The 22974-nt window shown below is 60.7% G+C and carries 19 protein-coding genes; 6 read left to right on the top strand and 13 right to left on the bottom strand.

All coding sequences use genetic code 11. The annotated features are described in order from the left end of the window. Window positions 1-43: 43 nt before the first annotated feature. The 6 genes from ruvB to AB1S50_RS04265 form a co-directional block, all read right to left on the bottom strand. Window positions 44-1063 (bottom strand): Holliday junction branch migration DNA helicase RuvB, encoded by a 1020-nt coding sequence (ruvB, locus tag AB1S50_RS04290; protein ID WP_367149225.1) that lies wholly within the window; start codon window positions 1061-1063, stop codon window positions 44-46. A 422-nt stretch (window positions 1064-1485) separates the two neighbouring features. Continuing rightward, complete coding sequence (ruvA, locus tag AB1S50_RS04285) at window positions 1486-2094, bottom strand: Holliday junction branch migration protein RuvA (RefSeq protein ID WP_367149224.1); 609 nt, start codon at window positions 2092-2094, stop codon at window positions 1486-1488. A gap of 18 nt (window positions 2095-2112) precedes the next feature. Further along, entirely contained in the window at window positions 2113-2643 is a 531-nt protein-coding gene (ruvC, locus tag AB1S50_RS04280) for a crossover junction endodeoxyribonuclease RuvC (protein ID WP_367149223.1), read from the bottom strand. A 144-nt stretch (window positions 2644-2787) separates the two neighbouring features. Next, a complete protein-coding gene (locus AB1S50_RS04275; RefSeq protein ID WP_367149221.1) occupies window positions 2788-3531 on the bottom strand; it encodes a YebC/PmpR family DNA-binding transcriptional regulator in 744 nt (247 codons plus the stop codon). A gap of 49 nt (window positions 3532-3580) precedes the next feature. Then, on the bottom strand, window positions 3581-5359 hold the full coding sequence (aspS, locus tag AB1S50_RS04270) for an aspartate--tRNA ligase (protein WP_367149220.1): 1779 nt from the start codon (window positions 5357-5359) through the stop codon (window positions 3581-3583). A gap of 67 nt (window positions 5360-5426) precedes the next feature. Further along, entirely contained in the window at window positions 5427-5693 is a 267-nt protein-coding gene (locus AB1S50_RS04265; RefSeq protein WP_367149219.1) for an FmdB family zinc ribbon protein, read from the bottom strand. A 283-nt stretch (window positions 5694-5976) separates the two neighbouring features. Here AB1S50_RS04265 and AB1S50_RS04260 point away from each other — a divergent pair, with 283 nt between their 5' ends. From AB1S50_RS04260 to AB1S50_RS04240, 5 genes are all read left to right on the top strand, one after another. After that, complete coding sequence (locus AB1S50_RS04260; protein ID WP_367149218.1) at window positions 5977-6417, top strand: HU family DNA-binding protein; 441 nt, start codon at window positions 5977-5979, stop codon at window positions 6415-6417. A 162-nt stretch (window positions 6418-6579) separates the two neighbouring features. Further along, on the top strand, window positions 6580-8313 hold the full coding sequence (locus tag AB1S50_RS04255; RefSeq protein ID WP_367149217.1) for a proline--tRNA ligase: 1734 nt from the start codon (window positions 6580-6582) through the stop codon (window positions 8311-8313). 236 nt (window positions 8314-8549) lie between these two features. Continuing rightward, window positions 8550-9053 carry a lytic transglycosylase domain-containing protein gene (locus tag AB1S50_RS04250; RefSeq protein WP_367149279.1) on the top strand — a complete coding sequence of 168 codons (504 nt, stop codon included), beginning with the start codon at window positions 8550-8552 and terminating at the stop codon, window positions 9051-9053. Window positions 9054-9056: 3 nt separating this feature from the next. Beyond that, window positions 9057-10121: a helix-turn-helix domain-containing protein gene (locus AB1S50_RS04245; protein WP_367149216.1), complete on the top strand. Its 1065-nt coding sequence runs from the start codon at window positions 9057-9059 to the stop codon at window positions 10119-10121. Between the two features lie 199 nt (window positions 10122-10320). Then, complete coding sequence (locus AB1S50_RS04240; RefSeq protein WP_367149215.1) at window positions 10321-11124, top strand: sterol desaturase family protein; 804 nt, start codon at window positions 10321-10323, stop codon at window positions 11122-11124. A gap of 254 nt (window positions 11125-11378) precedes the next feature. Here AB1S50_RS04240 and AB1S50_RS04235 read toward each other — a convergent pair whose 3' ends face one another. The 7 genes from AB1S50_RS04235 to AB1S50_RS04205 form a co-directional block, all read right to left on the bottom strand. Further along, a complete protein-coding gene (locus AB1S50_RS04235; protein ID WP_367149213.1) occupies window positions 11379-11780 on the bottom strand; it encodes a DUF4345 family protein in 402 nt (133 codons plus the stop codon). Between the two features lie 226 nt (window positions 11781-12006). Further along, window positions 12007-12483: an Lrp/AsnC family transcriptional regulator gene (locus AB1S50_RS04230; RefSeq protein ID WP_367149212.1), complete on the bottom strand. Its 477-nt coding sequence runs from the start codon at window positions 12481-12483 to the stop codon at window positions 12007-12009. A 109-nt stretch (window positions 12484-12592) separates the two neighbouring features. Further along, entirely contained in the window at window positions 12593-13786 is a 1194-nt protein-coding gene (locus AB1S50_RS04225) for a pyridoxal phosphate-dependent aminotransferase (protein ID WP_367149211.1), read from the bottom strand. Window positions 13787-13997: 211 nt separating this feature from the next. Then, window positions 13998-16172 carry an autotransporter outer membrane beta-barrel domain-containing protein gene (locus AB1S50_RS04220; RefSeq protein WP_367149210.1) on the bottom strand — a complete coding sequence of 725 codons (2175 nt, stop codon included), beginning with the start codon at window positions 16170-16172 and terminating at the stop codon, window positions 13998-14000. A 94-nt stretch (window positions 16173-16266) separates the two neighbouring features. Next, the gene (gene phrB, locus AB1S50_RS04215) at window positions 16267-17727 is read right to left on the bottom strand and encodes a deoxyribodipyrimidine photo-lyase (RefSeq protein ID WP_367149209.1); all 1461 of its coding nucleotides are present in this window, start codon (window positions 17725-17727) and stop codon (window positions 16267-16269) included. After that, a complete protein-coding gene (locus tag AB1S50_RS04210) occupies window positions 17727-18653 on the bottom strand; it encodes a MerR family transcriptional regulator (RefSeq protein ID WP_367149208.1) in 927 nt (308 codons plus the stop codon). Before AB1S50_RS04210 ends, phrB begins: the two co-directional genes overlap by 1 nt. A 63-nt stretch (window positions 18654-18716) precedes the next feature. Continuing rightward, window positions 18717-19694, bottom strand: a complete 978-nt coding sequence (locus tag AB1S50_RS04205; protein ID WP_367149207.1) for a YbgA family protein — start codon at window positions 19692-19694, stop codon at window positions 18717-18719. Window positions 19695-19882: 188 nt separating this feature from the next. On the opposite strand from AB1S50_RS04205, the gene ydiJ reads away from it, so the two are divergent. Next, on the top strand, window positions 19883-22930 hold the full coding sequence (ydiJ, locus tag AB1S50_RS04200; protein WP_367149206.1) for a D-2-hydroxyglutarate dehydrogenase YdiJ: 3048 nt from the start codon (window positions 19883-19885) through the stop codon (window positions 22928-22930). Window positions 22931-22974 lie beyond the last annotated feature (44 nt).

Raw genomic sequence — 22974 nt, 5'->3', positions numbered from 1 at the left:
CTGCCCCGCTTTGGTTGCTTGTGGAGTTGCGGAACCGGGGCCGCTAGCTGCCGCCGGGATGCGGCAGGCCAAAGTGTTCATAGGCGATGGCGGTTACCACCCGGCCGCGCGGTGTGCGCGTGATATAACCCTGCTGAATCAGATAGGGTTCCAGCACATCCTCAATGGTGCCCCGCTCTTCACTCACCGCCGCGGCGAGGCTATCCACCCCCACCGGACCGCCGTCGAACTTCTCGATCATCGCCAGCAGCATGCGCCGGTCCAACTGGTCAAAGCCCCGCGCGTCCACGTTGAGCATATTCAGCGCGGCATCCGCGGTGTCGGTATCCACGCTGCCGTCCCCCCGCACATCAGCGAAGTCCCTCACGCGGCGCAACAGCCGGTTGGCGATGCGGGGGGTACCGCGAGCGCGCCGGGCCACTTCCACCGCGCCACCCGCGTCCATCTCCACTCCCATCAGGCCCGCGGAGCGGCGCACTATGCTGGTCAAGTCCTCCACGCTGTAAAACTCCAGGCGCTGGACTATCCCGAAACGGTCTCGCAGGGGCGAGGTCAGCAGACCCGCGCGGGTGGTGGCCCCCACCAGAGTAAACGGCGGCAGGTCCAGTTTGATGGAACGCGCGGCCGGGCCCTCGCCGATCATGATATCCAGCTGGTAGTCCTCCATGGCCGGATAGAGGACCTCTTCCACATGGGGACTCAGGCGGTGGATCTCATCGATGAAAAGCACATCGCCCGGTTCCAGATTGGTCATCAGGGCGGCCAGGTCCCCAGCCTTCTCCAAGACCGGACCGGACGTGGTTTTGATGGCAACCCCCATCTCGGCCGCGATGATATTGGCCAGGGTCGTTTTGCCGAGACCCGGCGGCCCGAATACCAGTGTGTGATCCAGTGCCTCGCCCCTGAGCCTGGCGGCCTGGATAAAGATTTCCATCTGCTCGCGCACCACCGGCTGGCCCACATAGTCGGCCAGGGACTTGGGCCGCACGGCTCGGTCGTGCTGCTCTTCCTGGCCCTCGGGCCCGAGCGGTTGGGGAGCGATGAGACGGTCGGCTTCGATCACGGCGCTATCTCCCGGTCAGGGTCCGTTGACACTCACTGAGTAAACCTTGCTGCCACTGGTTTTGACCTGCAAGGCGGGAATTGTGCGGTGTGGCGGGCCCACATAAACAGTGTCTAACGCCGCAGAGTGCGGAACCAGTGACCGCCCTTCGAGTTGTGGCGGACCAGACGCCACTCTTCGTTACTCGCCTTCTATTTGGAGCAACCAAACCGCTCTCCTCGTGCCTCGATTGGCACTTTTTATGTCACAACGGGACCTAGCAGGTTGTTGAAAAAGGCATCCTGCCTGTTTCAAAACACGAAAAGCGAAAAATGTGATTTTCACTTTTCTTCCAAAATCAACGACTTAGGCGTCGTCGATTTTGCCGGAACATCCATATTCCGGTACCAGGCTGTCGAAATTCTGCGAATTTCGACAGCCTGCTAGGCAGGGGCCATGCTTTTCAGGGCCAGCCGGATCAGCGTGGCGCTGTCGGCATCCGGCGCCTGCTTATTGGCGCGTGCGACCATTTTGGCCGCGTCGACGGGCTTGTAGCCCAGCGCGGTCAGGGCGATCTCCGCCTCACTGGCGCTATCGACCCGGACCCTTTCTGTGCTGGCCACAGCGATATTGTCGCCATCGCCGGGTTGGGGCGCCAGCTTGTCGCGCAGCTCGATGATAAGGCGCTCGGCGGTTTTCCTGCCCACACCCGGCAGCTTCACCAGCGCGGCTACATTGTCCTCCGCCACACAGCGGGACAGGGAGGCGGCGTCGAGGCCGGAGAGAATCGCCAGCGCCATTTTTGGCCCGACACCGTTGACTTTGATCAGTGTGCGAAAGAGTTGGCGGTCCGCCTCGTGAATAAAACCGTAGAGTTGTTGTGCGGTCTCGGAAACTGCCAGGTGTGTGTACAGTTGCACCCTCTGCCCCAGCGGTGGCAGCTCGAATATGGTGGTCATGGGCGCGAGCAGTTCGTAACCCACACCCTGCACGTCCAGCAGCAACAGGGGCGGCTGCACCACCGCCAGGCTGCCATTCAGTCTTCCTATCATCTTATTGTCCGTTTTCCGTCAAGAGACACTCAGGCGGCCGCGGCGAAACCGGCTTGTACTGCCGGTAGCGGTTTGCACCAGTGTCTGTATGGTGTGCAGATGGCACAGGGCCACAGCGAGGGCATCCGCCGCATCTTCCTGCGGGCTGGCAGGCAGCTGCAGCAGGGTTTTGACCATATGCTGCACCTGCAGCTTGTCCGCCGCGCCACTGCCGACCACCGCCTGCTTGACCTTGCGCGCTTCGTATTCCGCCACCTCCAGGTCCGCCTGGGCGGCGGCAACGATGGCTGCGCCGCGGGCCTGCCCAAGTTTCAGCGCCGAAGCGGCGCTCTTGGACATGAATACGTTTTCGATTGCCACCTGGGTGGGCCGATACTGGTCGGCGATCTGGCTCACGGCATCAAAAATAAGTTTGAGGCGCTCCGGCAGGGCCGCATCCGGGATGCGAATCACACCGCTGGCGACATAGCGGGCCTTGCCCCGCCCAACATCAATCAGGCCGTAGCCGGTCTTGCGCGAGCCGGGATCTATTCCCAGAATCCGAGTCACCGCAGACTATCCCCTGTACATTTATACAAATAGTGGGCCCGAGTGTCCCAAGGCAAAGCAATACCGTCAAGGCAATTGTGCACAACTGCGGGACACGGGCACTACCCCGACAGGGACGGCAGGGGGGAGAGGAAGCAGCCGGTATCAGGCCAGCTGTGCCATCACCTCGTCGGGGATATCGGCGTTAGTGTAGACATTCTGCACATCGTCCAGGTCTTCCAGCATATCCACCAGCGCCAGCACCTTCTCGGCACCTTCCCGGTCCAGTGGCACTGTAGTGGAGGGGACCATGGCGATTTCGGCTCCGGCGGGGGTAAAACCAGCCTCTGTCAGCGCATCCTTGACCGACAAATAGTCCTGGAATTCGGTGGTGACCTCGACACTGTTGTCGTCGTTGGCAACTATGTCGTCGGCGCCCGCCTCCAGGGCGGCTTCCATCAGGGCATCCTCATCGACGCCCGGCTGGTAGTAAATCTGCCCCTTGCGGGAAAAGAGATAGGCCACCGAACCATCGGTGCCCAGGTTGCCGCCGCGTTTGCTGAAGGCATGGCGCACTTCCGCCACGGTGCGCTTGCGGTTGTCGGTCAGGCACTCCACCAGTACCGCCACGCCACCGACGCCATACCCCTCATAGGTGACCGCCTCATAGTTTTCACCATCGCTGTTGCCAGCGCCGCGGGCTATGGCTTTGTCGATGGTATCGCGTTTCATATTGGCGCCCAGCGCCTTGTCGATAGTGGCCCGCAGAGCCGGATTGTCATCCGGGTTGGCACCGGCTTTGGCGGCTACCGTCAGTTCGCGAATAATCTTGGTGAAAACCTTGCCCCGCTTGGCGTCCTGGGCCGCCTTGCGGTGCTTGATGTTGGCCCATTTACTGTGTCCCGCCATCTCTATCTCTCCGCTCTATCGCCTTTGCCACCGAAACCGGCCGGGGTATCTAACTGATCTGCTTTTCCTGCTGGCGCAGGCGGATATTCAGCTCGCGCAGCTGCTTCGCGTCCACCGCACCGGGGGCATCGGTCATGACACAGGCGGCACTCTGGGTTTTGGGGAAGGCGATCACGTCGCGAATGGAGTCGCTGCCGGTCATCAGCATCACCAGGCGATCGAGGCCAAAAGCCAGGCCGCCGTGGGGCGGTGCACCATATTTGAGCGCGTCCAGCAGGAAACCGAATTTTTCCCTCTGCTCCCCCGCGTCTACCCCGAGAATACGGAACACCGTTTGCTGCATGACCTGATCGTGGATACGGATGGAGCCCCCCCCCAATTCGGTGCCGTTGAGCACCATATCGTAAGCCCGGGACAGTGCCGCGAGCGGATTTTGCTCCAGCGCCTCCGGTGCACAGGACGGCGCCGTGAAGGGGTGGTGCAGCGAGGTGAGACTGCCGTCGTCGGCCTCTTCGAACATGGGGAAGTCCACCACCCACAGCGGCGCCCAGTCACAGGTGTACAGGTTCAGGTCCGCGCCCAGTTTGCAGCGCAATGCACCCAGCGCCTCGGCAACTATCCTGCCCTTGTCGGCGCCGAAAAAAATCAGGTCGCCGTTTTCCGCCGCCATCCGCTCGACAATCGCCGCACGGGTCCGGTTGGGCAGGAACTTGACGATGGGCGACTGCAGGCCATTCTCCAGGTCGGACTTGTCATTGACCTTGATATAAGCCAGGCCTTTGGCGCCGTAGATGCCGACAAACTTGCCGTAGTCGTCGATCTGCTTGCGGGTCAGCTTGTGGTTGCCCCCCGGCACTTTCAGCGCGGCGACACGCCCTTTGGGATCGTTGGCCGGGCCGGAGAACACCTTGAAGTCCACCTCCCGCATCAAGTCCTTGATTTCCACCATCTCCAGCGGGATACGCAGATCCGGCTTGTCGGAGCCGAAACGCTCCATGGCTTCGCCATAAGACATGCGAGGAAAGTCCCCGAGTTCCACGCCCTTCAGCTCCTGAAACAACTGGCGCACCATGCCCTCCGTAATGGACATAATATCGCCCTCTTCCAGAAACGAGGTCTCTATATCGATCTGGGTGAACTCAGGCTGGCGGTCCGCACGCAGGTCCTCGTCGCGGAAGCACTTTGCTATCTGGTAGTAGCGATCGAAGCCGGACACCATCAGCAGCTGCTTAAACAGTTGTGGCGACTGCGGCAGGGCGAAAAATTTGCCCTCGTGGGTACGGCTGGGTACCAGGTAATCCCGCGCACCCTCGGGCGTGGCCCGGGTCAGAATCGGGGTTTCGATATCCAGGAAGCCTTCGCCATCGAGGTAATTGCGAATGGCGGTGGTGAGCCGGGAGCGAAAGCGCAGGTTGTGCTGCATCTCATTGCGGCGCAGATCCAGGTAGCGGTACTTGAGCCGCACGTCCTCGCCCACCGCCGTGTATTCGTCCAGCTGGAAAGGTACCGGTTCAGCGAGACTGAGAATTTCCAGCTGGGTACCATAGACCTCCACCTCGCCGGTCGCCATGCCCGGATTGACGGTGGCCTCCGAGCGCGCACGCACACGGCCACTGACCTTGAGCACATACTCGGCGCGCACCCGGTCGGCGCGCTCGAAGTGTTCGCCCACATCCGGATCGAACACCACCTGGACAATCCCGTCGCGGTCGCGCAGATCGATAAAAATCACTCCGCCGTGGTCGCGGCGGCGGTCCACCCAACCACACAGGGTAACTTCGCGGCCTATGTCCGCAGCTCGAAGGGTGCCACAGTAGTCACTGCGCATGAATACAATCCCCGTTGCCGATAGTCATTCTTCCGGATCGGCGCCAGCCGTCCAATTTTTGTCCAGTTCAGCCTGTTTCCGTCGCGGAGCCGGAACTGGCTTCCGACTTGGCCGCCGGCTTAGCCGTGTCCCCAGCCAGGTTTTTCTTGTTTCCGGCCTTGAAGTCGGTCTCGTACCAACCACTGCCTTTGAGGCGAAAGCCCGCAGCGGAAATCTTCTTGCGCAGCTGCGGCTGCTCACAGGAGGGACAGCTGGTCAATGGAGCATCACTCATTCGCTGCAATGCCTCCATCTGGTGACCGCAGGCTTCGCACTGGTATTCGTAGATCGGCATGAAGCAACACCTGGTACTTCTTGGGGGCGCAGATTATACATGAGCGCCCCCCCGGGAAGAAGCCGCGCCAGCACCGGGGAAACCTGGCCCGCCGGCCCGGGAGGGGCCACCGGCTGAGATACGGTTCAAAAAGCACTATTTTTCCTGTTTTTTCGCGTGCGGGAGAAAAAAAACTATATATACTTCCCCTCAGTACCGGGTGCCTGCCCCGCTTCTTGGCGGACAACACCGCAAGCGTACGAACTCACTTTCATTGGAACAACATCATTAGAAGGAAGCTACCATGAACGCACGTAAAACTGCAGCTAAGAAAGCTACCGCCAAAAAGACCAGAAAGACCGCTGCGAAGAAGGCTCCGGCAAAGAAAGCAGCAAAGAAAGCCGCTCCGGCAAAGGTCAAGAAAGTGACCGCAGTCAGAGAGAAATATACCAAGACCCAGATACTGAACCAGATAGCCACGAATACCGACCTCAGCCGCAAACAGGTCCAGTCCGTGATGGACGAATTGACCGACATCATTGAGGGCCACATCAAGAAGCGTGCTGTGGGGGAGTTCGCCCTGCCCGGCCTGATGAAAATCACCACTGTGAAAAAGCCGGCCAAGAAGGCGCGCAAGGGCATCAACCCCTTCACCGGCGAGGAGACCATGTTCAAGGCCAAACCGGCCAGCATTCAAGTGAAGATTCGTCCGCTGAAGAAAATGAAGGAGATGGCCGAGTCCTGACCCCTCCGCCAGCCTCCACCGACCCCGCTCCGGCGGGGTTTTTCATGCTGCGACACCCCCGGGCCGCCGCCGTATATCAATGGCGGGCGCCAACCCTACCAACAAGCCGCGTCATCGACGTAAAATGTCGCCCCCACAAAGCAATATAAGCAGAAACCCTCTATGCGCGTATCCCGCTATCTGGTCGCCACCCAGAAAGAAACCCCTAATGACGCCAAGGTCATCAGCCACCAGTTGATGCTGCGCGCGGGCATGATCCGCCGCCTGGCTTCCGGTCTCTATACCTGGCTGCCCACAGGTTTGCGGGTCTTGCGCAAAGTTGAACGTATAGTCCGGGAAGAGATGGATCGGGCCGGTGCACTGGAAGTACTGATGCCGGTGGTGCAGCCGGCGGAACTGTGGGAGGAGTCCGGCCGCTGGCAGGAGTACGGCCCGGAATTGCTGCGGCTGCAGGACCGGCATCACAACCCCTTCTGCCTGGGACCGACCCACGAGGAAGTGATCACCGACCTGATCCGCAACGAAATCAGCAGCTACAAGCAGCTGCCGGTGAACTTCTACCAGATCCAAACAAAGTTCCGCGACGAGATCCGCCCCCGCTTCGGTGTTATGCGCGCACGGGAGTTCACCATGAAGGACGCCTACTCCTTCCACTTGGGCGGCGACTCGCTACAGGAAACCTACGATGCGATGCACCAGGCCTACTGCCGCATCTTCGACCGCATCGGCCTGGACTATCGCCCGGTACTGGCCGATACCGGTTCCATTGGCGGTTCCCGGTCACACGAGTTCCAGGTCCTGGCGGCGAGTGGGGAAGACGATATCGCTTTCTCCAGCGAGTCCCGCTACGCCGCCAACGTGGAGCTGGCGGAAGCCCTGGCGCCACAGGGCGAGCGCCCGCAAGCGAGCAGGGACATGCAGGAGGTGCATACCCCGGGGCAGAAAACTATCGCCGCTGTGAGTGAATTCCTGCACGCCGACCCCGCGCAATCGGTGAAGACACTGATTGTGCTGGGTGAAACGGAGGAGGGGCAGACACCGCCCCTGGTGGCCCTGGTGCTGCGCGGCGATCACGAACTCAACGAACTGAAGGCGGAAAAGCTGGCCGGCATTGCCAGCCCGCTGCAATTTGCCGAAGAGGAACGCATCGCCGCCGAGCTGGGTTGTGGTATCGGTTCCCTGGGACCGGTGGAACTGCAAATCGAAACCATCGTCGACCGGTCTGCCGCCCACCTGGGAGACTTTATCTGTGGTGCCAACCGGGATGACTACCACCTGACCGGGGTCAACTGGGACCGCGACGTCAAGCTGCAGCGGGTGGAGGATCTCCGCAATGTGGTAGCCGGCGATACCAGCCCGGATGGCAGCGGCACCCTGGAGATCAAGCGGGGTATCGAAGTGGGCCATATTTTCCAGCTGGGCGAAAAGTACAGCCGGGCCATGAACGCCACTGTGCTGGACGAAAATGGCAAGGAGCAGGTGATGACTATGGGTTGCTATGGCATCGGGATCTCCCGCATAGTGGCCGCCGCCATCGAACAGAACCACGACGACTCCGGGATTCTCTGGCCGCAAGCCATAGCCCCCTTCCAACTGGCGATTGTGCCGATCAATATGCACAAGAGTGACTTGGTACGTGAAAAGTGCGAACACCTCTACCAGTCGCTGCGGGACAGGGGTATCGATGTGCTGTTTATGGACGAGCCCCGGGCGCGTCTGGGCGCTATGCTGGCGGACGAGGAGCTGCTGGGCATACCTCACCGAATCGTGGTCGGTGATCGCGGACTGGAAAAAGGTGTGGTTGAATACAAGGGCCGCCGGGATGCGGAGAGCCAGGATTTTGCCGAGTCGCAGCTGGAGCAGATACTGGTGGAAAAAATACTCGGCGACCAATAATCCCTCTACCCAAAAGGGAGCGCGGTCAATAGGGCACAAGAATGTGCCGCCGCCGGGCGGAGGTCAATCCGAGCCGTTCAAGCACAAGCGGTTTCGCATGGTCGCGCAGGATTTTGGGGACGACGACCTTTTGGTAGAGCGCCATCGGTTGGATTGGTTAATAACCTGGACTGATAATGATTAGAAACTGCCTGTCCATGGTGCTGGTTTTTTTCTGCACTCACAGCCTGGCGCAGATGCAGATACCGGATATCGATCCGGAGCAGCGGCGCGCTTTGCGGGCGGCCATCTCCCAGGCCAACAGCTTTACCGATCGCTTCGATGCCGAGGTCTGGCTGCTGGCCAAGTCACAGCCCCTCACCCGCTATATCAAGGACCCGGACGAGCGCATGCAGATCCTCAAGGCGGTACATCGCGAAGCCACTCTGGCGGGGCTGCAACCGGAAATCGTACTGGCGGTCATCCAGATCGAAAGTGCCTTCAATCCCTACGCCGTATCCCGCGTGGGGGCCCAGGGCATGATGCAGGTGATGCCGTTCTGGAAAAACGAGATCGGTAGCCCCAGTGACAATCTGATCGATATGGATACCAACCTGCGCTACGGCTGCACCATCCTCAAACACTATATCGGCAAGGCCAAAGGCAACCTCGCCAATGCGCTGGCCTACTACAACGGCAGCTATGGCCGCCACACCTACAGCCGTAAAGTACTCGATGCCTGGGCGACCCGCTGGAGGTGAGGTTTGCACGACAGTTATGTGTTTTTTACCGGAACGGCCTGCGGCCTCCTTCTTCTGGCCGCTGCCAAACTGACCATTTCGAATCGCCAGCAGTCCGCCGGCCGCTGGCTGATCGTGGTGCTCGCCGGGACCTTCTTCTACCTGTTGCGGCCACTGCTGCCCCCGCAGCAGGGTGTTATGGCACTGCTGCTGGATTTACCCATCACGCTGGTACCGGCGGCCTTCTGGCTGTTCGCGCACCACTTGTGCAGTGACAGCGAGGGGTTTCCCCACTGGGGTTGGCTGCTGGTCGCGCTGTCGGTGGCGGTCGACGTCCCCGCCGGCCATATGCCACTGCAGGCGTTATCCCCACTACAGGACACCCTGTATATCCTGTCCCAGCCGATGAAGCTGGGATTGGTGGCCGCGGGCCTGGTAACCCTGTTGCGGCACTTTCAGTCCGACCTGGTGGAAGCCCGCAGGAACCTGCGTGCGGCGCTGCTGACGGCCATCGGCAGTTATATGCTGATCGTGATCTGTGCCGAGTTTTTGTTTTCCTACCAACCCATGCCCGCGGAAGTTCCAATTCTGCACGCGGTGCTCGCCAGCCTATTGTGCTTTGCTGCCTGCCTGTGGCTGTTGGCACTGTCCCCGGCCGCACTGACAGAGTCGCTGCCCCACAATGAAAATTCCGCCAACACCAAGCGGGAGATACCCGTGGCCAGCGAGCCATTGGACCCGCAGCAGACCCAGCTGCTGCAGCGCCTGCAGAGTCACATGAGTGACGGCGGCTATAGGCGTACCGGACTCACTATCCGCGAGCTGGCGGAACTGCTGGATGCCCGCGAGCATGTGCTGCGCGCCCTGATCAACCGGCACCTGGGTTATCGAAATTTCAACGAGTACCTGAACCAGTTCCGTATCGACGAGGCCAGCACCCGCCTGGCGGACCCGGACCAGGCACACCTGCCGGTGCTCACCATCGCCCTGGATACCGGTTACCGGTCACTGAGCCCGTTCAACGCGGCCTTCAAGCGCCGCCACGACCTGACCCCGACGGAATTCCGCCGCCAGCAGTTGACTGACTGACCGGAGTAACGAGCTTTTCGCTCCTATTTATACCTGTTTTCGGAATTCGTCAGCCGTTTTTTTGCTTTCCGCAAGCGAAGCACACCCCTCTCCCGCACACTCAGTTGGCCAAAGTACACTAGGCGGTCGCATTGATTCGGTACCGGCGACACCATTGACCGACAATGAACGGATGCGGCAACCCGCAAAAGGTAAATCTATGGAATTTCTATCGGGACTGGGGGGCGACTGGGCCTTCTACTATAAGAATGGCCTGTTTCGCTATCTGCTCGCCACCACCACTGTCAGTCTCGCGGTGGGTTTCCTGTTTCGACGCTGGATGGATAGCCGCCGACTGCAAAATCGCCGCGCCGGCTGGAACGATATCCGGCGGGAAATCAGCTTTTCAATGCTGACCCTGGTTGTCTTCGCCACTGTCGGCCTGATTACGGGAATTCTGGCCGACTGGGGCGTGGTAAAGCTATATCACGACTGGAGCGCAGTTCCCATGTGGTGGAATCTGCTCAGCCTGCCGGTAGTGATAGTGGTGCACGATGCCTATTTTTACTGGACCCACCGGGCCATGCACCACCCAAAGCTGTTCCGGCATTTTCACCGGCTGCACCACCTGTCCCGCACACCAACACCCTGGGCCGCCTATAGCTTTTCCGTCGGCGAAGCGGCCCTGATGGCTGTATTCTCGCCCTTGATTATGATGCTGATACCCCTGCACCCGCTGATCTGGCTGGCGTTTATATTCATTATGATCTTCCGCAATGCCATGCTGCACGCCGGCTGTGAATTCCATCCCCGCAGCTGGGTCGATGGGCCCCTGGACATCCTCACCACAACCACCCATCACGATCTGCATCACCAGAAGTTCCAAGGCAACTACGGCTTTTACTTCACTTTCTGGGACCGGCTGATGGGCACCGAATTCAAGCACTACAAGGACGAGTTCAGGCGCGCCACCGCTGGAGCACAATCCTCTCGCCAGGCCGGCGAGGTCAGTGCCAGTATCTGAATTGCGGCTGATCGGCAGAAATCCGCAACACCTTGCGCGGTCCGGCAACGGTTCCGCGCTTTTTTTTTCATTTCGCTAGCAGGCTGTTGAAATTCGAAGAATTTCGACGCCTGGTACCGGAACATGGATGTTCCGGCAAAATCGGCGACGCCCAAGTCGTTGATTTTGGGAGAAAAATGAAAATTACATTTTCGCTTTTCGCGTTTTGAAACAGGCAGGATGCCTTTTTCAACAACCTGCTGGGGAAGGCTTTTTCAGCAACCTGCCAGCCCGCGGCCTCGCTCTTGCCAATAGCAGGCAGCACCCCAGACAAGCAGCACCAATTCCGCGGCCAGGAAGAAGAAGTTGCGCCAGTCGAAACCGCTGTGGGCCAGTATGCCCACAAGGCGACCACCGCTGAAACCCACATAGGACAGAGTGATCAGGAAATATGCCATGGTCCTGCGGCGGTGGAGAAACAGTGACAGCGCGATCAGGCAGGCGATTACCAGCATCAGCCCGCCATAGGTGGCCAGCAGTTCCGGTACCGCCGAAGGTGTCAACAGGGCAAAGTCGATAGTGCGGGCAAATGCCTCGGGATTGACGAATGCCATAGCGCTGATGGTGGCGAACACCAGGGCATTCAGGCCGAGATAAATAGGTCCACTTTGCTTCACGTTGTCTTCCTCCTTGTCACTGCGACTCAAGTGGGGTTAGTGCCACGACCTCGCTTTCGGGTCAATGGCTGGGCTTTCGCTTGCGGGACCTTTACCGGGAATTGCCCCACACCGCCGGGCTGATGGTCAGCCGGAGGTAATGGGACTCAGCGGGTGCGGTCTACGGCCCGTCCATAGAGCGACTGGTTGCGCGCAATCCGACCCTGGTGATAAAAACGCTTTGCATTCAATCCTGGAATAACAGTTCCAGTGGATAACCGGCGAATGGCTTGGTTTTCTCGATCACCAGGTGCGAGGTCATGCGGGAAATCGCCGCCTCCTCGTCCGCCAGCAACTGTTCCGACACGCGATTGAAATCGGCAGCATCGGGGCATACAAACCGCAACATATAGTCGAACTCGCCGGACATTTTCACGCAGGAGACAATCTGCGGAATACTGTCGATGGTACGGCGAAAACTTTCACTGGTACGTGCATCCTGCCGCTTCAGTGCTACATTGACGTAAAATTCAGCATGCCGGACCTTGTCCAGATTTACCTCGGCCTGAAATTCACGAATATAACGCTCGCTGGTCAGTCGTTTTACCCGCGCCAGGCAGGCGCTCTCCGACAGCCCGATTTTTTCGCTGAGGTTGAGATTACTGATGCGCGCATTGGTCTGCAGAGCTTGCAGAATTTTGAGGTTGTGCCGATCTATTTTCACTTTACCGTCGTTCTGTGTCCACAGAGGGCGCCAAGGATACCGGCATTCGCGTCAATCCGAAACACAGAGCAAAAGGCGGGGCCCTGCCCGCCGTAGAGAAAGGCAGGGTTCAGCCAGCCCGGCGGCTGCCGCTGGTTACGAAACGCTCTATACGATCCAGCGCGCGACGGATGTCCTTCTCCTCCGCAGCCAGGGTCAGGCGCACGTGATTGGCGGCGCTGGCACCGAAGGGGGCACCCGGCAACACCGATACGCGTTCGGCATCCAGCAAGGATTCGGCAAATGCCTGGCCGGAATCGGCCACGGCGGAGACATCCACCATCACAAACATACCCGCCTCCGGCGAGTAACAGCTCAGGGATGGAATCCGGGAGATCCGCTCCACGATGATATCGCGCCGGCTGCGGTAGGCGTCCCGCATCTGGCGGACGAAATAGGCGTCGAACTCCAACGCGAAGGCCGCGGCCTCCTGAACAAACTGCGGACACCCGAAAATAGTGGCCCCGGCAAACTGGGTCAGCCGCTCCACCAGTGGCCCTCTCGCCACAGCCCAGCCCAGGCGCCAGCCACTCATGGCGTGTGATTTACTCAACCCGTCGATCACCACTACATTGTCCAAATTCTCCGCCGCGGTGCGCAGGGAAGTATGGTGCCGGGCAAATGTGATCATGGAGTACATTTCATCACTCACCAGCCACACACCCCGCTCCAGGCAGTAGGCGGCCAGTTCCCGCAGCTGTTCGGGGGTAGCCATGGCCCCGGTCGGGTTTACCGGTGTATTGATCATCACCGCACGGGTCTCATCGGTAATCGCGCGCTTGATGGCCCCGGTGTCAAAAGCGAAATTAGTTTCCGCCGGGCAACTCACCTTCCTCACGTCGAGGCGCAGAGCATTGCAGATGGGCACATAACCGATATACATGGGCTCGGGAATTACGATCTGCTCACCCGGGTTCAACAGGCAGGCCAGCACCCCATAGATGGCATTGGTACCACCGGGGAATACCACCACATCGTCCGGGCTGCAGGGGTGGGGAGATACCCTGGTTTCGATGTCGGCGATGGCGCGGCGCAGTACTGGCTCACCAGCCGCGGGGGAATAGTGGGTCCGCCCTACCCCCAGCCGCGCCCGGGCGAAATCCAGAATAGGTTCCGGGGTATCGAAGTTGGGATCACCAACACAGAGGAAAACCACATCCTCACCCTTGCCCGCCAGCTCATGAGCCCGGTCACTGACAGCCCAAACATCGGCTTCCGCCTGGTTGAGAGCGTCACTCTGGTTACTGAATCTGGGGGTGTACATTGGCGCTGTCCGGTTGTCACTTTGATACACATACGTTAACAACCAGAGAGGTAATTGACGGCGCGAAAAACCGGTTCTTTGCGCATTACCCGGTCAATTTCACCAGCTGCACCGCAGAAAATTCTGCGATCGTCGACGCCCTGTCGACACGCTCACCCCCCTGCCGGAGAGGTTCCTTAAAAAAGCAGGGCGCCATAACGGCGCCCTCTTATCAGAAGCGATAATTGATGTTCAGGCCGCCCACAGTATCTTCAGATCCCACCAAAACATTACCACTCAACTGGAACTGGTCAGTGAGGTTGAGTCCCACCAGTGCGCCCACGCCGTTCTGAAAAAAGCCCTCCTTGCGACTGTTGTAACCGGCTAGAAAAGCGCTGTTGCCCCGAATCGACTTGAGGCCGATACCCACTGTATCGGTATTGTCGCCATCGGCGGCTTCCAGCCACACTTCACCAAACCAGCGCCAGTCGAGATCCTTGGGCGCATTGTAGAAAAAGCCGGCGCGATAGCGATAGTAATCCCGGCTCTGGTGACGCACACGCAGACCCACCGGGTCCAGGGTTTCCCCATTGCTGCCGATTACAGTGAGATCGCGGTTGGTGTCCTCGCTGAAGGCGTCCACATCCACCTGGCTCAAGGAAACCGCAACAAAGGGACCTATCTGGCAGGGCAGCGCCGGCACAGAGTCAAAGCCCGCACGCACAAACAAGGCCGAGGCATCCCCATCGGTATCCCCCTGTATGCGGGTGGAAAACGTATCGCCGAGGCGGATGCGCCGGTCCACCTCGTCGTAGTCGATATCGCTATAGGTAAGGCCGCCATCGATAAAGAAACGCTGGTTGTTCCAGCGGGCTATCCAGCTCAGGTTCAGGTTGTCCGCCTCCAGAGACAGGTGCCTGGGTTTATAATCGGTAGTGCCGTAAGACAGGGCCAGTGCCCACTCGAAATGATCCCCGGAGGCGACGCTGAAACCGATCAGGCCATCCCAGGCATTGTCGTTGTCATTGGGGGCCGGGCCCTGCCCCAGATCCGTGCGCTGCCAGGCGCCGCCGAAGAAGACCGTGGTAGCGGGTTCGCGAAAACGCTGCGCCACCAGGTGATGATCGATGTTGGACTGGTGCGCGCGCAGATTCTGGTAGCCCAGATCCGGCAGCATGCCGAGGCCGACCGGGGCGTTCAGAACCGAGAAATAGTAATCCCCCAGCACACGCTGGGCCGCCAGCGTTGGGTGAACACCGTCGTTGAAATACAGCTGGTTCGCATTGGGCGCGCTGCCACCCTCACTGTATACCGGGTCCGGATTGGCGCAGGCTCCCGCCGCATAGCAGGTGGCGGCCTGATTGATATCGGCAAAACCGAACAGGCCCGGCCGCTCCAGCGCCAGGGCAGCTATGCCTTCGCTGTCGAGGATGAGCACATTGCCAACCAGATTAATCTGGCGCCGCAGGGAGGCATTGTAGAGCTGGGTGCCGATGCTGGCGGCGCTGACCGCCGCTGGCCCCAGGTCGTTCATCAGCGGTGTGCTGCCGACCCCGGGCACGTTGGAGACCACCACAAAGCGGGCACCAGCGGCCCTGAGTTCGGCCGCCGCACCGGCCAGAAAACCGGCCGCACGCTCCATGCTGGCCGGCGAAATGGTACCGGCCAGAACACCGGAGATAATATCGTTGCCCCCGCCGTTCAGATAATAAAGCTGGTCGCCCGCTATCGCATTTTGCGGCAGGAAACCCTGGCCGGTGGCGAAGGGGACACCAGTGAGGGTGATATTGTTGTTGGGGTCGTCCACCAGCGCCTGTAAAGCCACCGGGTTGCCGAAAGCTGCGACCACCTGCGCCGTCTCAGCGGGGCTGAGATAGGGGCTCTCGCCTGCGGCGGGATCGCAGATGCCGTCCGGGCCACAGCGGCTGGAGTCCGGCAGGATAATACTGAGCTCATTGTGGTCCGCCACTGTAGTGTTGGGGAACAGCTCCCGGAAGCGTTGCGGCCCCACCAGCGCCAACAACACGTCCGCCGACCGGTTTCCGCCCACCGCCCAGTTGCTGCCATTGGTCAACACCGAGTTGACTATCTGCGCCACCTGCTGCTCCGGTGTGCCCGGCGCCGGTGCACAGGGAATAGCGCCACCGAAGGCGGGGCCGAGACCGAAACAGGAGGGTATCAGCATCGGCAGGCCAAACCTTTGCGCGGTAAAGCTGATCGCCGGCTGCCGGGGAATCACCCCGTCGGGGTCGGCACTGGTAAACACACCCGCATTGCCACTGTCGGACAGACTGTCTCCAAACACGACGAAACCGCGATACAGGTCCGAGGTGATATCGTCTGCGTGGCTGACGGAAACAATGGCAAGTGCCAGAACAAAAATAAGAGATCGGGGAAATATCGCCATGCTGCACTCCGTTGACTGGGCTGCGATTGGGCAAGTATAGACACCCGCTCGGCGCTGCTGCCGGCAGCCGCGATCTAAGGGAGCAATGGATGCGTTATTTCAGCTGTGCGAAAACCTGAATCGCCCTTTTGCGTGTCTCCCGGACATCACAAATTGGCTGCGGATAGGTGGATAAGCGGGGCGGACAGTGAATTTCCGCATCGCCGAGGCCGGCCAGTTCCGGCACAAAGCGGCGGATGAATTCCCCGTTCGGATCAAATTTCTGCGACTGGCTGTAGGGGTTGAAAACACGAAAATAGGGCGCCGCATCGGTGCCGGTGGAGGCCGCCCACTGCCAGCCACCATTGTTGGCGGCGAAATCTCCATCAATCAGGTGCTGCATAAAAAAGCGTTCGCCCCAGCGCCAGTCCAGCAATAAATTCTTGCTGAGAAACGACGCCACTATCATACGCAGCCGATTGTGCATCCAGCCAGTTTGCTGCAGCTGCCGCATGGCCGCGTCCACGATGGGCACACCTGTCGCCCCCCGGCACCACCTGGCGAATTGCGCCCTGTTTGCAGACCAGGGCACCGCATCCGTCTCCAGCTTGAACGGCCTGCCCATGCACAGGCGCGGAAAAGCAACAATCAGGTGGGTGTAAAACTCCCGCCACAGCAGCTCGCTGAGCCAGCAACTGGCACCCTCACTGCCACCGGTCCAGCGCCCCTGGTTGCAGGTCAGCGCCGTATACGCGCAACGACGCACCGAGATGGCGCCGCAGTTGAGATAGGGGGACAGGCGCGAGGTGGCATCGATAGCGGGGAAGTCCCGCTGTGCCGCATAGCTGTCCATCACCTGGCGAAACGCCTGCAAACGCTGCCGGGCCGCTTTCTCGCCGGGTAGCCAGCCATACAGCCGGCCCCTGTGTACGGGAACTGCTGGATAGCCGGACACGGTATCCGGCAAGGTTTGCACCAGGTTGCTCGGCCCCGCCACCTCCAGCCACCGCGGCCAGGATGCGACACCGGTTTTGCCCGGCGCCGGGAGTGGCTTGAAAGCGTCAGCGCCCCACTGGGAAATAAAGGCGCGTTTGAACGGCGTAAATACCTTGTAGGCTTCCCCACCTCCGGTTTTCAAGCTCCCCGGCGGCGCCAGGGTGCGGTCACTGCAGTACTCGACCCTCACCCCCACACCCTCAAGGGCTTCGCGCACCGCCGCATCGCGCCGCTGTTCGTTCAGTGGATACTCGGCGTTGGCAAACAGTGTGTCGATACGCAGTTTTTTCGCCACCTGTTGCAGTGCCCGCGGCACCCGGGAGAAATCGTGCAGTTCCAGGAAATAAAGGGGAATATTGCGCTCCGCCAGACTGGATTGAAGTTCGCGCAGGCAGGCGAGGCGAAAAGCGATCAGCGGGTCGCCCTCATTATGGCGGCGCCAGGACCCCGGGCAGGCGAGAAAAATACCGGCCACCGCCGCGCACTGCTTTACCGCCCGGTAGAGTGCTGTGTTGTCATCCAGCCTCAGATCCGTGCGAAACCAGACCAGGCCCCGTTCCAGCCGGCTTGCAGGGGTCATTACCACGGCTCCCGCAGTCTGCGCACAGCGCCGGCGCAGTCCTCCGGCAGCAGCCGGCAGAGGCCGGCGCTAATGAAGGGCTGCAGGTCGCGGCGCTGCAGGCTCACCAAGCCACCGGCAAACCAGAGTGGTACCTGCAGGCTTCGCGCCGTGCGCGCCATCCCCTCGCCGAGGATCGCCGTCGGCAGCGCATTGTGGCTGTAACAGATTATCCCCTGCACACCGAGTTGTTTCTCCGCAAATGCCAGTTCGCCCAGGTCGGCTTCAGCGGGAAGATTCACGACGTTAAAGGCGCGGCAGGTCAAGGCCCGTGAGAACAGAGCTGCGAATGCCTGCTGTTCCATACCGGGGAAACTGACCAGCAGCAACCTGGGCCCCTTACCGCCGTTCCGGTGCCGCGCCTCCCGGCTCTCATCCGGCATCACTGCCAGCCGCTGGGTAAGCAGTTGCCAGAAATAGGCCCTGGCCAGGGCAGCGCCGAAATGCATCTGGCCGGATAACCGGCGCTGCAGGGGTACCAACCAGTGATCGTGTACCAGGGAGGGGGAGTATCTGGCCAGGATATGCTCCAGGCAGGCACGCAATTGGCCGGCATCCAGCTGCGCCACCGATGCAGCGGTCAGCCGCACCAGCCTTTCCCAGTGGCCCTCAGCCATCTCCAGCTGGCCGCTGGCATCCACCCGCTCCAATAACGGGCGCACCCTGCTGATGGCCACGCCACGCGCCAACCAGGAGAGGATTTCACCAATCCGGGCTACCTCCGCTTCGCTGTAGAGCCGGTGTCCTTTAGCCGTTCTCTGCGGTGCCAGCAAACCGTAACGGCGCTCCCAGGCGCGCAAAGTGACCGGGTTGACCCCGGTGCGCCTTGCCACCTGCCGGATCGGCAGCCTCGCGGCCGCATCAGCGGCGCTATCGGCCCAGGGCATTGCCCAATGCCCACGCGTTGATTGAGGCCCGGAACAAAAGCGCTGTTTTCACGGCGTCCTCCCTCAGTGAAAGTCGCACAACCCCAACTCCGCCGGTTCAGCGGCCAGTAACAACTGGCTGTGAATAAACTGGTGGGGACTGCGCGGCAGATAGTGGCGCAACAGGGTCAACACCGCGGACACCGGCTTCAGGCCCTGCCGGTAGTCGTCGATCAGTCGGGTCAGCTCGGCCCTCTCGCTGCGGTTCAGGTAGTGCTTCAGGTGGCCCTGCACATGCATCAGAGCGTTGGTGCGGTCCTTGCGGCCGGCCGGGTGGGACAGGATATCCATAATGTGACCCAGCACTGATAGGCCCAGCTGGTTCGGCTCCAGGGCTCCCACATTGGCGAGCAGCTGACCCAGCTCGCGGGTCTTGTGCTGGTGGTGGGCCAGCAACAGGTATTTGTAGGCGGTGAAGAACTCGATCACTCGGGCGGGACCCACCGGCTCCCCCACATAGCGAAACCAGGCGTCATAGGCGAAAACCCGGGTGAGGAAATTCTCGCGTATTTCGCTGTTGTTGAGCCGACCCACCTCCTCCATGGGCAGGTGAGGGAAAAGCTCCCTCAGGCGCTGCGCGAACACGCCGGTACCGCCACTGTCGATACCGTGTCCATTGGGCAGGTAGCGGCGCACCCCCGCGAGACCGCAGCTGGGGGAATTCTGCATCAGGATATAGCCGCGCACCGACTGCAATTGGGGCGCCACCTGGTCCGCGTAAGCGCGCAGCGGTCGGGTCACGTCCAGGGATTCGTCCACCACACCCAGCGCCCGCACCGCTGCATCGGGGGAGGAGTCGTCCTTGACCAGCCGTATCGGATCCCGGGGCACCCCCAGACCAATCGCCACCTCGGGACACAGGGACACAAACTCAAAACAGCGGCTGAGCAGGTCAGTGCACACTTTGCTGTGTTTGTGTCCGGCGTTATAACGTACCGGATCCCCCATGGCACACTGGCTGATACCGACGGGAATCCTGCGCACCAAAAGTTCGATCTTCATATCAATTGGACAGTTTGAAAGCCCTGTGCAGCATGTATAGTGCGAGTACAGCACTTATACAAGCGCCTCTTTTTGTATAACAATGACGATGGCCACCGGGTCAGCCGCCGGTTACCGGCCGCGGCACCTTGCATGCCCAATTGCCGCGGCTACAATGCCAGACCCTGCCGAGTATCACGAGCAAACCCATGATTCCAGCACTGCGCGAAGTAGACGAGGTGCAAGCGCTCTATTTGGCCTTTCTGCGGGCCCTGACGGAAGCCGGCTTTCGCGGCGACACCAGTCCCAGTTACGCCAGCCGCACTGTGCTGGCCACCGACAACTCCATTTACCAGGTGCTGCCGCAGGCCGTGATCTACCCGCGGGACACCGGCGATCTGCAGTTGCTGACGGAGTTGGCGGACCGCGAGGAATTCCACACGGTCGTCCTGTCCCCCCGGGGCGGCGGCACCGGCACCAACGGCCAGTCGCTGACCGATGGTCTGGTGGTGGACCTGTCCCGGCACATGAACCGCATCCTGGAGATCGACGCCGAACAACGCTGGGTGAAAGTGCAGGCGGGAGTGGTGAAAGACCAGCTCAACGCGGCCCTGCAGCCCCACGGGCTCTTCTTCGCGCCGGAGCTGTCCACCAGCGACCGCGCCACTATCGGCGGCATGATCAACACCGACGCCTCCGGTCAGGGCTCCTGTGTCTATGGCAAGACCCGCGACCATGTGCTGGAACTGGCCACGGTACTGCTGGGAGGTGAACTCTGGCGCTCGCAACCCATTGACGGCGAGACATTGCAGCGGGCGAGCGCCCGCGGCGACCGGGTGGGGGAGGCGCACCGGGTATGCGCGGCCATCGCCCGGGACAAAGCCGATCTGATCGCGCGGAAATTCCCTAAACTGAACCGCTGCCTCACCGGCTACGATCTCGCCCACCTGGGCACCGGGCGCGACGGCGAACACTTCGACCTGAACAGTGTGCTGTGCGGCTCCGAGGGCAGCCTGGGCTTTGTCGCCGAGGCCAAGCTCAGGGTTCTTCCAATTCCCAAATGCGTCGCTCTGGTCAACCTGAAATACGACCATTTCCGGGACGCGCTGCGGGATGCGGAATCGCTGATGGGGGCCGGGCCCACTTCCATTGAAACTGTGGACAGCAAAGTATTGCAGCTGGCGATGGAGGACATTGTCTGGACCAGCGTAAGCGAGTATTTCGCGGGCGATAAAGGCCGGGTCAAAGGTATCAACCTGGTGGAGTACACCGCCGCCTCCGAGGAGGAGCTGGATCTGGCCCTGAAGCAGTTCACCAGCGGCGTGGACGCTCTGCTGGGCCAGGCCGGCAAGAGTATCGGCTACTCCATTGCCAGGGGCCACGCGGAAGTGGACAAAATCTGGGCCATGCGCAAGCGCGCCGTTGGCCTGCTGGGCAATGTGCACGGTGAGAAACGCCCCATCCCGTTTGTCGAAGATACCTGTGTGCCGCCCGAGCATCTGGCGGACTTTATCGGTGAATTTCGCGCTGTGCTGGATGAGATGGGACTCGATTACGGCATGTTCGGTCATGTGGACGCCGGGGTGCTGCACGTGCGGCCGGCCATCGACATGAAGGACCCGGCACAGGCAGCACTGATCCGCCCGATCACCGACAAAGTCGTGGCGCTCGTACAAAAATACGGTGGTCTGCTGTGGGGCGAACACGGCAAGGGTGTGCGCGCGGAATACGCGCCGGAATTTTTTGGCGAACTCTACCCGGAATTGCAGAGAATCAAGGCCGCCTTCGATCCCCGTAACCAGCTGAATCCAGGCAAGGTCGCCACCCCCGGCATCGCCTCGGGACTGCTGAAAATCGATGCGGTACCCACCCGCGGTGAACGGGACCGCCAGATCCCCGCCCAGGTATGGGATGGCTATAGCGAGGGCGTGCACTGCAACGGCAACGGTGCCTGTTTCAATTGGGACCCGGACTCAGCAATGTGTCCCTCCTACAAAGCCACCCGGGAGCGTATCCACTCCCCCAAGGGGCGCGCGTCTCTAATGCGGGAGTGGCTGCGCCTTCTCAGTAACCGGGGTGTGGATGCGGCCGAGGCGAGTCGCAAATTCCGCGAGCAGTCCTTCTTTGTCGGTCTGCCGGGGCGTATCAAGCATTCGCTGGCCCGGGCCAGAGGTGAGTACGATTTCAATCACGAAGTAAACGCGGCCATGCAGGGCTGCCTGGGCTGCAAGTCCTGTACCGGTCAGTGCCCTATCAAAGTGGATGTACCCGAATTTCGCGCTAAGTTTCTGGAGCTGTACTACAGCCGCTACCTGCGGCCGCTACGGGATTATTTTGTCGGTGCCCTGGAGTTCACCATGCCACAACTGGCCAGGCTGCCGCAGCTCTACAACTGGCCAATGAAACTGGCGCCGGTACGCCGCTTGCTGGAGCGGGGGCTGGGCCTGGTGGACAGCCCGATGCTGGCCCGCAAGCGCCTGACAAAATCCATGTCCGAGCTGGGTGTACCCCTGGCCAGTCATGCCTGTCTGGACTCTCTGGGCCCTGCCCAGCGGGAGAGGGCTGTCATCATAGTGCAGGACGCTTTCACCAGTTATTTCGATGCCGAAATGGTGGCGGATCTGCTGCACCTGCTGAAGAGACTGGATTTTTTCCCATTGGTCGCGCCTTTTCACGCCAATGGCAAACCCCTGCATGTGCACGGCTTTTTACGCCAGTTCGAACGGGTCGCCCTGGCCAACAGTGCCATGCTGAAAAAACTGGCGGAATCGGGGATACCACTAGTGGGTGTCGACCCCTCCATGACAATTGTCTACCGCTCCGAATACCGCAAGGTGATGGGTGACCAAGCGCCAAAGGTACAGCTGCTGCAGGAGTGGCTGGCGGGCCACAGCCAGCATCTGGCGCAGCAGCGCCACCGGGTGAGGCAGACCCGTTTCCAGCTGCTGCCCCACTGCAGTGAGCAGACCAATGCCAGGGATTCGCTGGGGGACTGGCACAGTGTCTTTGCCGCGCTCGGTCTGGAGCTGACAACAGAGCGCCTGGGCTGTTGCGGCATGGCCGGCACCTACGGCCATGAAACCGCGCACAAAGAGACCTCCCGGGCGATTTTCCAGCAGTCCTGGGCACCGCGCCTCAACGGCGAGACGGACCAGTTACTGGCCAGTGGTTTTTCCTGCCGCTGCCAGGCCCATCGCTTTGCGGGTATTAAGTTGCGCCACCCTTTGCAGGGCCTGCTGGCACAGCTGCATAAATAGCGGTTTACTGTAAGTAGATAGCACGACACGCCCAACCGGCAGGC

Source organism: Microbulbifer discodermiae, from assembly GCF_040742695.1.
Classification (GTDB): Bacteria; Pseudomonadota; Gammaproteobacteria; order Pseudomonadales; family Cellvibrionaceae; genus Microbulbifer.
The sequence above is the reverse complement of the archived record's forward strand: the minus strand, read 5'-3'. Positions and strand labels throughout refer to the sequence as shown.